The 14,044-nt window shown below is 61.7% G+C and carries 15 protein-coding genes; 5 read left to right on the top strand and 10 right to left on the bottom strand.

The window, feature by feature from the left end; genetic code table 11:
* Positions 1 to 10: 10 nt before the first annotated feature.
* On the bottom strand, positions 11 to 1,024 hold the full coding sequence (hemB, locus tag HBN63_RS14160; RefSeq protein ID WP_170049870.1) for a porphobilinogen synthase: 1,014 nt from the start codon (positions 1,022 to 1,024) through the stop codon (positions 11 to 13).
* A 245-nt stretch (positions 1,025 to 1,269) separates the two neighbouring features.
* Positions 1,270 to 2,505 carry a sterol desaturase family protein gene (locus HBN63_RS14155; protein ID WP_170049869.1) on the bottom strand — a complete coding sequence of 412 codons (1,236 nt, stop codon included), beginning with the start codon at positions 2,503 to 2,505 and terminating at the stop codon, positions 1,270 to 1,272.
* 190 nt (positions 2,506 to 2,695) lie between these two features.
* On the opposite strand from HBN63_RS14155, the gene elbB reads away from it, so the two are divergent.
* On the top strand, positions 2,696 to 3,358 hold the full coding sequence (gene elbB / locus HBN63_RS14150; protein ID WP_090254666.1) for an isoprenoid biosynthesis glyoxalase ElbB: 663 nt from the start codon (positions 2,696 to 2,698) through the stop codon (positions 3,356 to 3,358).
* A 136-nt stretch (positions 3,359 to 3,494) separates the two neighbouring features.
* The gene (locus tag HBN63_RS14145) at positions 3,495 to 3,965 is read left to right on the top strand and encodes a thioesterase family protein (protein ID WP_170049868.1); all 471 of its coding nucleotides are present in this window, start codon (positions 3,495 to 3,497) and stop codon (positions 3,963 to 3,965) included.
* 4 nt (positions 3,966 to 3,969) lie between these two features.
* Here the strand turns inward: HBN63_RS14145 and HBN63_RS14140 are convergent, their stop codons facing one another.
* On the bottom strand, positions 3,970 to 4,422 hold the full coding sequence (locus HBN63_RS14140) for a YaiI/YqxD family protein (protein ID WP_167146366.1): 453 nt from the start codon (positions 4,420 to 4,422) through the stop codon (positions 3,970 to 3,972).
* A gap of 63 nt (positions 4,423 to 4,485) precedes the next feature.
* Positions 4,486 to 6,378 carry a cytochrome c/FTR1 family iron permease gene (locus HBN63_RS14135; RefSeq protein ID WP_170049867.1) on the bottom strand — a complete coding sequence of 631 codons (1,893 nt, stop codon included), beginning with the start codon at positions 6,376 to 6,378 and terminating at the stop codon, positions 4,486 to 4,488.
* 121 nt (positions 6,379 to 6,499) lie between these two features.
* Between HBN63_RS14135 and HBN63_RS14130 the strand changes: the two genes are divergently transcribed.
* A complete protein-coding gene (locus HBN63_RS14130) occupies positions 6,500 to 7,273 on the top strand; it encodes an SDR family NAD(P)-dependent oxidoreductase (RefSeq protein WP_170049866.1) in 774 nt (257 codons plus the stop codon).
* 15 nt (positions 7,274 to 7,288) lie between these two features.
* Here the strand turns inward: HBN63_RS14130 and rhtB are convergent, their stop codons facing one another.
* From rhtB to HBN63_RS14110, 4 genes are all read right to left on the bottom strand, one after another.
* On the bottom strand, positions 7,289 to 7,918 hold the full coding sequence (gene rhtB, locus HBN63_RS14125) for a homoserine/homoserine lactone efflux protein (protein ID WP_170049865.1): 630 nt from the start codon (positions 7,916 to 7,918) through the stop codon (positions 7,289 to 7,291).
* A gap of 84 nt (positions 7,919 to 8,002) precedes the next feature.
* A complete protein-coding gene (locus HBN63_RS14120) occupies positions 8,003 to 8,770 on the bottom strand; it encodes a TerC family protein (RefSeq protein WP_090254653.1) in 768 nt (255 codons plus the stop codon).
* Positions 8,771 to 8,775: 5 nt separating this feature from the next.
* Positions 8,776 to 9,351: a mechanosensitive ion channel family protein gene (locus HBN63_RS14115; RefSeq protein ID WP_160090094.1), complete on the bottom strand. Its 576-nt coding sequence runs from the start codon at positions 9,349 to 9,351 to the stop codon at positions 8,776 to 8,778.
* An 8-nt stretch (positions 9,352 to 9,359) separates the two neighbouring features.
* Positions 9,360 to 11,270: an ATP-binding cassette domain-containing protein gene (locus HBN63_RS14110; protein WP_170049864.1), complete on the bottom strand. Its 1,911-nt coding sequence runs from the start codon at positions 11,268 to 11,270 to the stop codon at positions 9,360 to 9,362.
* Between the two features lie 50 nt (positions 11,271 to 11,320).
* Between HBN63_RS14110 and HBN63_RS14105 the strand changes: the two genes are divergently transcribed.
* On the top strand, positions 11,321 to 11,785 hold the full coding sequence (locus tag HBN63_RS14105; RefSeq protein WP_170049863.1) for a TIGR02444 family protein: 465 nt from the start codon (positions 11,321 to 11,323) through the stop codon (positions 11,783 to 11,785).
* Here HBN63_RS14105 and HBN63_RS14100 read toward each other — a convergent pair.
* Complete coding sequence (locus HBN63_RS14100; protein WP_170049862.1) at positions 11,782 to 12,687, bottom strand: AlgP family protein; 906 nt, start codon at positions 12,685 to 12,687, stop codon at positions 11,782 to 11,784. The genes HBN63_RS14105 and HBN63_RS14100 overlap by 4 nt on opposite strands.
* Before the next feature lie 112 nt (positions 12,688 to 12,799).
* On the opposite strand from HBN63_RS14100, the gene HBN63_RS14095 reads away from it, so the two are divergent.
* Positions 12,800 to 13,444 (top strand): FKBP-type peptidyl-prolyl cis-trans isomerase, encoded by a 645-nt coding sequence (locus tag HBN63_RS14095; RefSeq protein ID WP_170049861.1) that lies wholly within the window; start codon positions 12,800 to 12,802, stop codon positions 13,442 to 13,444.
* A 12-nt stretch (positions 13,445 to 13,456) separates the two neighbouring features.
* Here HBN63_RS14095 and rsd read toward each other — a convergent pair whose 3' ends face one another.
* Positions 13,457 to 13,930, bottom strand: coding sequence for a sigma D regulator (gene rsd / locus HBN63_RS14090; RefSeq protein ID WP_090254640.1), 474 nt, complete (start codon positions 13,928 to 13,930; stop codon positions 13,457 to 13,459).
* Positions 13,931 to 14,044: the final 114 nt, after the last annotated feature.

Below are 14,044 nucleotides of genomic sequence, written 5' to 3'. Positions count from 1 at the left end.
CCTGGCGGGGCTATTGCCCCTGCTTCAGCAGTTCTGCCGCGCGCACGGCGAAATAAGTCAGGATGCCATCGGCACCCGCACGTTTGAAGGCGGTCAGTGATTCAAGAATCACCGCCTCGCCCAACCAACCATTCTGGATCGCCGCCATATGCATGGCGTACTCACCGCTGACCTGATAGACAAAGGTCGGCACCTTGAATTCCGCTTTGACCCGCCAGAGGATGTCCAGATAGGGCATGCCCGGCTTGACCATGACCATATCCGCGCCTTCGGCCAGATCCGCCGCTACTTCATGCAGTGCTTCGTCGCCATTGGCCGGGTCCATCTGGTAGCTGGCCTTGTTGGCCTTGCCCAGATTGGCCGCCGAGCCCACCGCATCGCGGAACGGGCCGTAGTAGGCGCTGGCGTACTTGGCCGAGTAGGCCATGATCCGCACATTGCTGTGGTCGGCCAGCTCCAGCGCCTCGCGGATCGCCTGCACACGGCCATCCATCATGTCCGAGGGTGCCACCACCTGAGCCCCGGCGTCGGCATGCGACAGCGCCTGTTTCACCAGGGCATCGACGGTAATGTCGTTCTGTACATAGCCGTCGGCATCGAGGATGCCGTCCTGACCGTGCGTGGTGAACGGGTCCAGCGCCACGTCGCTGATCACGCCCAGTTCGGGGAACTTGGCGCGCAGGGCGCGGATTGCGCGCTGGGCGATGCCGTCCGGGTTCCAGGCTTCTTCAGCCAGCAGGGATTTCTTCTCCAGCGGCGTCACCGGGAACAGCGCCAGCGCCGGAATGCCCAGTGCCACCCAGTGTTCGGCTTCCTTGAGCAGCAGGTCGATGGACAGGCGCTCGACGCCGGGCATCGAGGCAATCGCTTCGCGGCGGTTTTCGCCGTCGAGGACGAACACCGGCAGAATCAAGTCATCGACACTCAGGCGGTTTTCACGCACCAGACGCCGGGAAAAATCATCACGGCGGTTGCGACGCAGGCGAGTGGCGGGAAACAGGCGATTGGCGGGGGTAAAGCTCACGGCAGGCTCCGAAGCCCGTAGCGACGGGCGAGTGTGACAGTTATAAGCGGCCATTATGACCAAAGTATGACAACGCACGACAGCGCTGCGACCGCTTGCCGCAAGCCCAACAAGCATAGCGCCGCGACCGACGCGAGGATATGCCGGAAAAGCAGGGAGATAGTCTGAATAGCAAGGCTTAAACGCATAACGGTGGAGCAGGCCTGCGCCTCTCCACCGTTATCGGGACCAGCAGCAGTCTCTGCCTATACAGGCACGGGAGTATGTCCGCGCGGGGTCCAGAACAGCGCACCGACACTGAGCAGGCTGTAGCCCAGCAGTAGCGCCCAGAGCAGTGGCTGAGCGGTCAGCAGGCCAAGCTGCAGGGCCAGCCAGACTGCCGGCAGGTTGAGCAGCAGACGCAGCATTTCCCAGCGCCTGGCCGTCGGCCGGTTTTCTAGCCAGCTGCCGATGATCATCAGCCCCACAGCCATCCAGACGATGCCTAGCAGCGCCTGCATCAGGCTCAGTGTGTCGCCCATGCCCAGCAGCAAGGTGCCGGCCACTACATACAGACTGAACTGCACGCCGGCATAGAGTTTCTGCGCCAGGCTCAGCGGCACGTCGAATTTGACGAACTGGCTGAGGTCCGGCTTGCTCTGCGGGTACTTGGCCGCCACATCGGCCGGGCGCCAGCCGGTGCGCATAAACCAGATGCGCAGCTTATCCCACCAGGACTCGGCCCGTACCGCGTCCCGCCACAGCGCGACATAGAACTGCGCATTGGCCCACAGTGGGTTCCAACTGGCCAGCGGCGTGGTCACACCAAAGATCACCGGTTCTTCGTCCAGCTCCTCCTGAAAGGTGCCGAACAACCGATCCCAGAGAATGAACACTCCGCCGTAATTGCGATCCATATACACAGCATTCTGCGCATGATGCACACGGTGGTTGGACGGCGTGATGAAGAGCCACTCGAACCAGCCCAGTTTGGGAATGTGCCGGGTGTGCACCCAGAACTGATACAGCAGGTTCAACGCAGCCACGGTGAGGAATACCAGCGGCGGTACACCGATCAGCGCCATCGGCAGGTAGAAGACCCAGCCGAAGATGAAGCCGGTACTGGTCTGCCGCAACGCGGTGGAGAGGTTGTAGTCCTCACTCTGGTGATGCACCGAATGCGCGGCCCAGAGCACATTGCGCTCATGGCCCAGACGGTGGTTCCAGTAGTAACAGAAGTCGTAGAAGACGAAGGCAAACAGCCAGACCCACAGGCTGCTGGCCGACAACTCGAACACACCGAAGTGCTGCCAGGCCAGGGTGTAAGTGAGTAACCCGACGGCCTTGGTCAGCAGACCCACGGTAGTCGACAGCACCCCGGCGCTGAGGCTGTTGATGGCGTCGGAGAAGCGGTAGGTGCTGACCCCGCGCCAGCGGTCGAGCAGCAGCTCCAGGGCGATCAAGGCAAAGAAGAACGGTACGGCATAGAGGATGTAATTCATGGTTTCACCGGTTGCATAGAATCGCCATATCGCTGCACGAGGCTAACGGCTAGGATTGCTCAATAAATCCTAGCCCAGCGCCACATCCGCCTCGCGGCGCGCCATGCCAACCTGGGTGGCATATGGCGACATTAGGGTTCAGGCGACGACACGACTCAATTCGGTACAGCTGGTTATTCAGGAGAATTTGATGAACAAGAAAGTCGCGGTGATTCTTTCCGGCTGTGGCGTCTACGACGGCGCGGAAATCCATGAAAGCGTGATCACCCTGCTGCGTCTCGATCAGCGCGGCGCGCAGGTGCAGTGCTTTGCCCCCAACGTGCCGCAGCTGCACGTGGTCGATCACTACAGTGGCGACGAAATGGACGACACGCGCAACGTACTGGTTGAATCGGCGCGCATCGCCCGCGGCAAGATCAAGGACGTCAAGGAGCTGCATGTCGGCGACTTCGATGCGCTGATCCTGCCAGGCGGCTTCGGCGTGGCAAAAAACCTTTCCGACTTCGCCATCAGCGGCGCCAACTGCACCGTGCAGCCCGATGTACTGAGCGCCACCCAGGCCTTCGTCAAGGCCGGCAAGCCGGTGGGCTTGATGTGCATCGCCCCAGCGCTGGCGGCAAAAATCTTCGGCGCGGGCGTGATCTGCACCATCGGCAAGGACCATGAAACCGCCGCTGCCGTGGTGCAGATGGGTGCCGAGCACCATGAGTGCGAAGTCAGCGAGATTGTCGAAGACGCCGAACGCAAGCTGGTGACAACCCCGGCCTATATGTCCGCCCAGTCGATCAGTGAGGCCGCCTCGGGGATCAATAAGCTGGTCGATCGGGTGCTGGAGCTCAGCCAACCGGCTTAAGTCTGCGACCTGATCAGCCACCAATCAGGCCGATAGCAAGCCAATCACGCCAATGCGCGCGGTACTCCGGCCGCGCCACTGGTCACAGCGGCCTCAGTGCGGCAGGTTGAGTATCCCTTCGCCCAGGCACGCCACAATGAGCAACCCACCTTTCGAGCTCACCGCCGAGTTGCAGCAAGCGGTTAGCAGCTTCTTTCAACGTATCCCGTTTAATCAGATGCTCGGTATCGAGCTGGACGAGCTGAGCGCCCAGCGCGTGACCATGCACCTGCCGATGAAGCCCGAGCTGATCGGCAACTTCGTCCACGGCATTCTGCATGGCGGGGTGATTTCCTCGCTGCTGGATGTGGCCGGCGGGGCCATGGCGCTGATTGGCGCCTTCGACAAGCACCAGCACCTGTCCAGCGCCGAACGCATGGCGCGGCTGTCCAAGCTCGGCACCATCGACCTGCGCATCGACTACCTGCGCCCCGGCCGCGGCCAGCGCTTTACCGCTACCGCCGTGCTGCTGCGAACCGGCAACAAGGTAGCGGTGGTGCGCAGCGAACTGCACAGCGATGACGGCACCTTGGTCGCCGTCGGTACTGGCACTTATCTGTGCGGGTAAAAAGCTAACTGCGCTGCAAACGCGTAAGAATGCGATCCAATGAATTGGCAAACGCCTGCTTGTCGCGCTCACCATAAGGCGGCTGACCGCCACCCACCTGACCCAGCTCGCGCAACTCGGTGAAGAGGTTACGCACGGCCAGTTTGTCGCCCATGTTGCGCTCATCGAACTCGCGGCCACGCGGATCGAGGGCAGCCACGCCCTTCTTCACCAAGCGGTCGGCCAGCGGCACGTCGCTGCAGATCACCAGCTCACCCGGCAGCGCATGTTCCACCAGGTAGTCATCCGCTGCATCCGGGCCGCTGGGCACAACGATCAGCCGCACGCAGCTGTAGGCCGGTTTGACCTGCGCCTGTCCCGCCACCAACAGCACCTCGAAGCGCCGCTTCAAGGCGAACTTCACCACCTGATCCTTGGCTGCCTTGGGGCAGGCATCGGCATCAATCCAGACTCGCATCACCCTGCACTCTCCAGCGGCAGTAAAGCCGGCATGTTAAGCCATGCCGGCCACCACTGCGCTTTACGCCTGAGACAAACGGCGCCGCTCGCCCAGCCAGCTGCGCCCGTACAGCAGCGTAATAGCTGCCAGCGCCGCGGCCTGGGCCGCTAGGCTGTAGGCGTCGTCGTGAATACCCAGCCAGTCGAACTCAAAGAATGCCACCGGCCGCGTACCGAGCACTCCAGCTTCCTGCAGCGCCGCGACGCCATGGCCGGCGAATACCACCGAGAGCACACAGAGCAACACCGCATTGACACCGAAGAAGGTCGCCAGCGGCAGTTTGCGTGAGCCTCGCAGAATCACCCAGGCCAGCCCCAGCAGCAGAACCAAAGCCGCCGCCGCACCCGCCAGCACCATGCCGTGGCCTTGCGGACCGGCCTGCAGCCAGAGGGTTTCGTAGAAGAGGATGACTTCGAACAACTCGCGGTACACCGAGAAGAACGCCAGCACGGCAAAACCGAAACGCCCGCCACCGCCGACCAGGCTGCTCTTGATGTAATCCTGCCAGGCCGCCGCATGCCGGCGGTCATGCATCCACACGCCGAGCCAGAGCACCATCACGCTGGCAAACAGCGCAGTCACACCTTCGAGCAGTTCACGCTGCGCACCGCTGACATTGATCAAGTACGCCGCCAACGCCCAGGTGCCCGCGCCGGCCAGCAGCGCCAAGCCCCAGCCGATGTGCACGCTGCGCACCGCCTGTGGCTGCCCGGTGTTACGCAGGAAAGCCAGAATCGCCGCCAGCACCAGAATCGCCTCCAGTCCTTCACGTAGCAGGATCAGCAGGCTGGAGAAGAAACTCAGTGAGTCCGACAAGCAATCGCTGTCGAGCAACGCGGCAGACGTCGCCAGCTCGGCCTTGGCCTGCTCCAGCCGCTGCGCCGCCAGGGGCACCGACAAACCGTCCTGCAGCGCCTGGCGGTAAGCCATCAGCGCACGCTCGGTGGTCTTGCGCTGCACCGAGTCGAGGTTATCGAGGGCGCTTTCGACCAGCTCGAAGCCCTCCAGGTAAGCGCCAACGGACAGATCATAGGCCTGCTCGTGATCGCCCGCCCGGTAGGCTGCCAGGCTCTGCTCCAAGGTGGCGCGAGTGTGCTCGATCAACTGCAGCGGGCCGCGCTGTTGCACCGGAGGCTGAGCCCGCTGGATACGGAAGCGGGCAGCCGCCTCATCGCCCTGCTCGGCGGCCACTTCATCGGGGGTTGTGCCGGCCAATACCGCCATCGTGAACGGTGCGCCGGCGGCAAATGGCTCGGCACTGAAGCCGGCGATATAACTGGCCAGGTCCCAGCGCTGACGCTCATCCAACTGATCGGCAAAAGCCGCCATATCGGTGCCTTCGATGCCCAGACCGATGGTGTTGAACAGGTCATACAGGCTCAACCGGTTGAGCCGCGCCAGGTCGCGCAGGTTGGCTGGAGGCGGCTCTAGGCCGATACCGGCCGGCCCGTCACCTGCTCCGCTCTCGCCGTGGCACACGCTGCAGTGCTGGGCAAACAGCGGCGCGCCACGGCTAGGATCAGGGGTGATAGCTGGGGTCTGACTGACGCCATAAGCGCTGGCCAAGGTCGCGGCCAACTGCCGGGCCTGCAGGGCAACCTGGCCGCCGTCGACACGACCCTCAATGCCCTGGCGCAGACTGGCAACGCCCTGCTGCAACTCGGCTTGCTCGTTACGCGCTGGCAGCGCAACGATCAGCCCTTGCAGTACAGTAAGAAACTCAAGCTGCTCACGGTACTCACCGGAGTCGATCACCTGACCATTGGCCACGGTGGCCGGGTAGTCAGCGCCCAGGTAACCGAGCAGATGCAACGCTTGCGCCGCGCCGTCAATGGGCTCGGCCATAACAGCCAGGCTGCAGAATGCCAACACAGGCACCAGCAACCAGCTGCAGAAACGTAGTACGGAAGTCATATAGGAGTGGATCCCAAATGCGAATGGATGACATTCGATTGTTACCCTCCTAATGATTTTCCTCAACCTTTGATCGACCATGGCCTGCGACGGATCGTCGCAAGGATGCAGGAGTGATGCGATGACGTTTTGGCAACGCCTGGAAGAACCAGCGCATGTGGTGGTCTGCGGTGCCAGCCGGGGAATCGGCCTGGCCCTCACCGCGCAGCTGCTGGCGCGCGCTGATATTGCTGAAGTGTGGGCCATCGCCCGCCACGCCAACCAAGCCCCCGGCTTGCTTGAGCTGCAAGCGCAATACGGCCAACGCCTGCGCTGCCTGGATGTGGATGTGTGCGATGAACAGGCGCTGAGCGCGATGGCCATGCATTTACGTGCCGCCATGCCACGCCTGCACCTGTTGCTGTGTACCGTTGGTGTGCTGCAGGACGGCGCAGCGAAAGCCGAGAAGGGCCTGAACCAGATCACGCTTGAGGGGTTACTGGCGACCTTTCAGCGCAACAGCTTTGCGCCGATCCTGTTGCTCAAGCACCTGCTGCCGCTGCTGCGCGGTCAGCATGCCTGCACGGTGGCGGTGCTGTCGGCGCGGGTCGGCTCGATTGGCGACAATCGCCTCGGCGGCTGGTACAGCTACCGTGCCAGCAAGGCTGCGCTGAATCAGCTGCTGCACACCGCGAGCATCGAGCTGAGCCGCCTCAACCCCAACAGCTGTGTGCTCAGCCTGCATCCCGGCACCACCGACACCGAACTGTCGAAGCCCTTTCAGGCCAATGTGCCAGCCGACAAACTGTTTACCCCAAACTACTCAGCCGAATGCCTGCTTGCGCAGATCGAACAGCACGGTCCGGCGCAGACAGGCAGCTTCTGGGGCTGGGACGGCCAGCCGATTCCCTGGTAGCTATACCGGCGAAGATCAGACCGGCGCGCGCCGCACGCTGGCCAGCAGTGCCGCCGCGCCGACAAACAGCGCGCCGAATGTACGGTTCATCAGCTTCTGCTGACGTGGCGAACGCAGCGCGCCCAACACCCGGGCAGCCAGACCGGTGTAACCGGCCATAACAATCAGGTCGACGCAGATCATGGTCACCCCCATCACCAGGTACTGCATCAGCAGCGGTGCCTGCGGGTTAAGGAACTGCGGCAGCACCGCGAGCATAAAGACGATCGCCTTGGGGTTGCTGAAGTTGACCAGAAAGCCGCGCAGCACCAGGGTCAGCGGCCGGCCGATGGGGCGCTCGGTCTGCGCGGCCATATCACTGGGCAGCGCCTGCCACTGGCGATAGCCGAGGTACACCAGATAGACCACGCCAAACCATTTGATCAGGCTGAAAGCCAGCTCCGATGCCGCCAGAATCGCCCCAACACCGGCGGCTACGATGGCAATCTGCAAGGCCAGGCCCAGCTGCAGGCCCAGAGCATTCCAGTAACCACGCAAAAACCCGTATTGCAGCCCGGCCGACATCGAGGCAATCGCCCCGGCACCCGGCGACAGGCTAATGACCCAACAGGCCACAAAGAACGCAAGCCAGGTTTCCAGTGCCATGGCATTTCTCCATTAAACAAATGCGAAATAAAAAGGGGTAGGCCTTAGCCTACCCCTTGTCGATTGCCTCGCCCAGCCTGTGGCTTAGTTTGGCAAGTCCTTGCGCAACTGCACCGGCTCCGCCTCTTCTTCCTTGCGTGCACGAGCACGGGCGGTACGCATGCGGATATTGACGGCTTCCACCGCCAGCGAGAAGGCCATGGCGAAGTACACATAACCCTTCGGCACATGCACCTCGAAGGCTTCGGCGATCAACACGGTACCGACCACGATGAGGAACGAAAGGGCAAGAATCTTCAGGCTCGGGTGCTTGTCGATAAAGTCGCTGATAGTGCCAGCCGACAGCATCATCACGATCACCGAAATCACAATGGCTGCGACCATGACGGGCACGTTGTCGACCAAACCGACGGCGGTGATCACCGAGTCCAGGGAGAACACGATGTCGATGATCGCGATCTGCACGATGATCCCCATAAAGCCGTAGGTCTTGCCACCAACGGCTTGGGCTTCTTCTTCGCCTTCAAGGCTGTGGAAGATCTCCGCAGTACTCTTCCACAACAGGAACAGACCACCGAAGAACAGGATCAGATCACGCCCGGAGAAGCCCTGATCGAACACATGGAACAGATCGGCGGTCAGGCGCATCACCCAGCTGATCGACAGCAGCAGGAGAATCCGCGTGCCCATCGCCAGGGCCAGGCCGAAGAAGCGCGCCTTGGGTTGCTGATGCTTGGGCAGACGGCTGACCAGGATCGAGATAAAGATGATGTTGTCGATGCCCAGGACAATTTCCAGGGCGGTCAGGGTCAGAAACGCGACCCAGAGTTCAGGGCTGGCCAGCCATTCCATAGGAATCAGTTCTCGCTAGTACGTACAGGTGGGAGTTCGCCATTGCGCCAGCGGCGCACGGCTTTTTGAAAAAACAGGCTATTGGGAATCTGCACCCAGGCACCGGGGGCATCACCGCTGAGATCTTCCAGGGTGGTATAGAACAGGTTGATCGCCATCACCCTACCGCGCACTCCTGGCTTGTCGGCGCTTTCCAGCACTTCGACACAATCACCGATACGAAACGGCCCCATCGCGAAGATCAGCAACGCGCAGAACATGTTGGACAACACGCTCCAGATGGCGAAAAAGGCCACTGCAGCGACGGCGGCAAAGCCGGTCAGTGCGGTCCACAGCACCTGCGCGGAAACGCCCAGGCGCTCCAGCACCAACATAAAGGCGCTACCGAGAATCAGCCAGCGCAGCAGGCCGCGCAGCGGCATCAGCAACTCGGCCGGCAACTGCGGGTAGCGGTTACCGAGGCGGGTGATGCCACGGGTGAGAATGCGCTGAAACAACCAGGCCAGCAGCACAATCAGGATTACCTGACCGGTGCGCAGCAACGGCTCCTGCCAGGTCATCAACCATTCCAGCGTCGGCAGGGTGATGTTCAACTGGCGGCCTCAAGCTCGGCTTGCAGAGCTTCAAGGGTTTCCAGCGCGAGCATCCAGCGTTCTTCCAGATCGGCTTCGCGACTTTTCAGCTTGGCCTGTTCGGCCAGGGCGTCACGCAGCTCGTCCTTGCGCGCGGCCTCGTAGATGCCGCTGTCGCCCAGGCGCGCTTCGACGGCAGCGAGCTTCTCGTGCAACTGGCCCAGTTCTTTCTCCAGCTTTTCGGCTTCGCGCTTATGCGGCGCCAATTGCTGACGCAAAGCTGCTGCGGCCTGGCGCTGCACACGTTTGTCGGCTTTATCCGGGTTGCTTTCGCCACTGCTGGTCGGCGCCTGCCGCGTGCGGTAATCCACCAGCCAGCGGGCATAGTCTTCCAGGTCACCATCAAACGGCTGCACCTGACCATCGGCGACCAGCAGGAACTCGTCGGTGGTGCTTTTCAGCAGGTGGCGATCGTGGGACACCACCACCACTGCGCCGGAAAACTCCTGCAGCGCCATGGTCAGCGCCAGACGCATTTCCAGGTCGAGGTGGTTGGTCGGTTCATCGAGCAGCAGCAGGTTGGGCTTGCCCCAGGCAATCAGCGCCAAGGCCAGACGGGCTTTCTCACCGCCGGAGAAATTCAGCACCGGCTCGTCGCAACGCGGGCCGCGGAAGTCGAAACCACCGAGGAAGTCGCGCAGGGTCTGCTCACGCTCGGTCGGGGCCAGGCGCTGGAAGTGCAGCAATGGGCTGGCCTTGTCATCCAGGGCATCGAGCTGATGCTGGGCGAAGTAGCCGACCACCAGGTTCTCACCCCGTTGCAGATGGCCACTGATGGGCTGCAGTTCGTTCGACAGGTTTTTGATCAGGGTCGACTTACCCGCCCCGTTCGGTCCGAGCAGGCCCAAGCGCGCGCCGGGAGACAGGTTCAGTTTGACCTTCTCCAACACCACCTTGTCGCCGTAACCCAGACGGCCTTCGCTCAGACTGAGCAGCGGGCTGGAGATCTTGTCGGCCTCACGGAAGCTGAAGTCGAAGGGCGAATCGACGTGCGCCGCCGACAGCTCTTCCATGCGTTCCAGCGCTTTGATCCGGCTCTGCGCCTGGCGCGCCTTGGTGGCCTGGGCCTTGAAACGGGCGATGTACTTTTCCATGTGCGCGCGCTGCGCCTGCTGCTTCTCGTACGCCTGTTGCTGCTGCGCCAGACGCTCGGCACGGGTGCGCTCGAAAGCCGAATAGCCCCCGCGATACAGGGTCAGTTTTTGCTGATCGAGGTGGGCAACGTGGTCCACTACGGCATCCAGGAAATCGCGGTCATGGGATATCAGCAGCAAGGTACCGGGGTAACCTTTCAGCCAGCTTTCCAGCCAGAGAATCGCGTCGAGGTCGAGGTGGTTGGTCGGCTCATCGAGCAACAGCAAATCAGACGGGCACATCAACGCCTGCGCCAGGTTCAGGCGCATGCGCCAGCCACCGGAGAAGTCGCCGACGCGGCGATCCATCTGCGCACTGTCAAAGCCCAGACCGGCTAGCAGCTTGCGCGCACGGGCATCGGCGCTGTAGCCGTCGAGGGTGTCGAGTTCGGTGTGCAACCGCGCCACGGCGGCACCGTCATGCGCCGCTTCGGCCACAGCCAGTTCGGCCTGCACCTTGCGCAGTTGCAGGTCGCCATCGAGTACATAATCCACCGCCTGGCGCTCGACCGCGTCGATCTCCTGGCGCATATGCGCCACACGCCAATCGGCGGGGATCAGGCAATCGCCCGCGTCCGCACTCAGCTCGCCACGAAACAGGGCAAACAGGCTGGATTTGCCGGCGCCGTTGGCGCCGATCAGGCCGGCTTTGTGGCCGGGGTGCAGGGTCATCTCAGCGTCTTCTAGCAGACGCTGAGGGCCACGCTGTAAAGTCAGGTTCTGGAGTCGGATCATAATGGCGGCGGAGTCTACCAGAGTCCCTTTAGAGAAACCCGGAAAGCACCATGCCTACTGACCTGTGGCGATTCGCCGAAGCACTGTATCAACGCCCTGGCGTCGAGGCCGCGTGCCTGCTGTTGCAAACGCAAGGGGCGGACGTGTGCCTGCTGCTTTGCGCCGCCTGGCTGGAACGCCGGCAGATTATCTGCACCAACGAGCGCAGCGATGCGTTACGCAATATCGCGCAACCCTGGCAACAGCAGGTAGTAGTGCCGCTGCGCCAATTGCGCCAAAGCTGGCGCGAGCAAGCGCAGAGCGATCATGCCCTGGCGCAATTACGTGAACAGATCAAACAGCTGGAGCTGACCGCAGAGCGCGAGCAGTTGGAACGCTTGACAGCCTGTACTCAGAACTGGTCAAGCAACGCGGCGAACGCGCCGCTGAATTGGCTGGAAAAACTGGCTCCCCAGCAGTGCAACCGCGATGCGCTGCAAACGCTGCGCATCGCGGCGGCACACCTCAGCGCTTAAACAGCGCTGGGCGGAGTGCTGCCATTGCTGCCATTGCTGCCGGCAGGTGCGGCAGGCGCTTCGGCAACCACTGGTTTGGCAGCAGCGGGCTTAGCGGCCGCTTTCTTCACAACCGGCTTGGCTGCAGGTTTTGCAGCAGGCTTGCTGGCAGGTTTAGCCGCCGGAGCCTTTTTCACCGCAGGTTTAGCAGTTGCCTTGGCAGGCTGTACCACCGGCTTGCTCGCTTCAGGCTTGGCCGCGCTGGCTGCTGGTTTTTTTGCCGCAGGTTTGGCGGGTGCCTTGGCTGCTGGCTTAGCCGCGACGGGAGCCTTGCTGACAGCCTTGGCCTGGGCTTTCGCAGCAGGTTTGGCGGGCGCTTTAGCCGGGGCCTTGGCAGCTGGCGCAGCAGCTTTAGTAGCACGTTTAGCCGCTGGCTTGCTGGCTGCGGGTTTGGCCGGAGCTTTAGTTGCGGCTGGCTTGGCAGCCGGTTTGACCAGAGCGGCCTTAGCCGAACGGCTATCGAGCGCTTTGCCTACGGCTTCTTTAACCTTACCAACGCCCTGGGCCAGCTTCAGGCTTTCCTGTGCGTCGCGCTTAAGGCTGGCGATGTAGGTACGGGTTTCACTTTGGCGGTCTTTCAGGGTATCGAGCAATTGCTCCAGCTCAGCCACGGCTTCTTTACCTTTGGCCTGCGCCTTGGCTTTGCCGGCTACCGCTGAATCCTGCATTTTACTGCGGGCTTTATGCAGTTTTTCCTGGGCCTTGCCGCGTTGCTTTTCCAACTTGGCGAGCAACTTCTCGGCATCAACCAAAGCACGCGTGCAGGCATCTTCAAGATGCTCAAGCAGGCTGCTGGAAAGTTGCTGCAGCAGGTGCAGCGGGGTACTCACTGATTTCTTCTTTGCATTCTTTGTTGCCGACATGACACGCCTCCTGGCGGATGAAGATGGCGTCATACTAGACCTCCTTTTGTCCGCCTTGCCACCTCGCCGCACCTGGCTGGCATAATCGGCGCATCTTCGCCGGAGAACCCCCATGCCACGTTTTGCCCTGTTATTGCTCTGCCTGCTCGCGCCCTTGTCTCAAGCAGACGAGCACGCCCACGACCTGGCTTACAGCTTGGGGGTAAAACTCGGCGAGCGACTGCGCGACGAAGTACCGGATCTGGAACTGCAAGCGCTGCTCGATGGCCTGCGCCAGGCTTACCGCAATGAGCCGCTGGCAGTGGATGCCAAACGCATCGAAAGCCTGCTGGCCGAGCATGAAGCGCAACTGGCTAACGCGCCTGAGCGCGTTGAAAAAGCCAAGACGGCCGAACAGCGCTTTCTCGCCATGGAAAAAGCCAAGGCCGGTGTACGCGTACTGCAGGATGGCGTATTGATGCAGGAGCTGCGCGCCGGCAATGGCCGCAAACCAGGCCCGAAGGATCGTATTCAGGTGCGCTATATTGGCTTCTTGGCGGATGGCAGCCAGTTTGATGAAAGTCAGACTGCGCAGTGGTTTCGCTTAGACAGCGTGATCGCAGGATGGCGCAGTGCGCTGCAGCAGATGCCAGTCGGCGCACAATGGCGTTTGGTGATTCCATCGGCGCAAGCGTATGGCGAAGAAGGTGCGGGGGATTTGATTCCACCCTACTCGCCCCTGGTGTTCGAGCTGGAATTGCTCGACACCAAGGAGTAACGCGTCGGCGTATCAGAGGGCAGGCGTGGCCTGTTCCTGATGGGCGTTATGCAGGACTTCGATCAAGCAGTCCTCCAGCTCAAACCGCTCGTGCAACAACTGCCCCAAGCGTTTCAGCTCGTCGATCAGCGAGACCGAGTCATGGCAATCGCCATTGTCACAACGGTCGTTGAACGCCAGCGCCACTTCGGTGATGACCTCAATGCGCGGGTAAATCTGCTTGGCCAAATCGAGGCCACGCTGGTCACCAAAGGCCTTGGCTTCGCTGGTCAACTGTTCGTACACCTCGAAATGGCCAGCGGACACATAGTCAACCAGGATTTCGCAGAAGTGCTGCAGCGGCTCTGCGTTGGCGCTTGGAGCTTGCGGTGAACTGTTGATGGCCGCGTAGGCACTCACCAATTCCTTGCGCTCTTGCAGCCAGCGGTCGATCAGCAGGTGAACTCCACCCCAACGTTCCTGGGCGTTCTGACAACTCTCGAGCATGATGACCTCTACTTCCCTATTGCTATTAGTGTTGTACGCCCGCATCGAGACAGTTTTTTGTCAGTCCGTGCAAGGTCTGGGAAGACAGCCGCGAAACGGCAACTTTCCGGCGGT

This window comes from Pseudomonas sp. WS 5011, assembly GCF_012985775.1.
GTDB classification, from domain to species: domain Bacteria; phylum Pseudomonadota; class Gammaproteobacteria; order Pseudomonadales; family Pseudomonadaceae; genus Aquipseudomonas; species Aquipseudomonas peli.
Note: the sequence above shows the minus strand (reverse complement) of the source record. Positions and strands in the feature narration are given on the sequence as shown.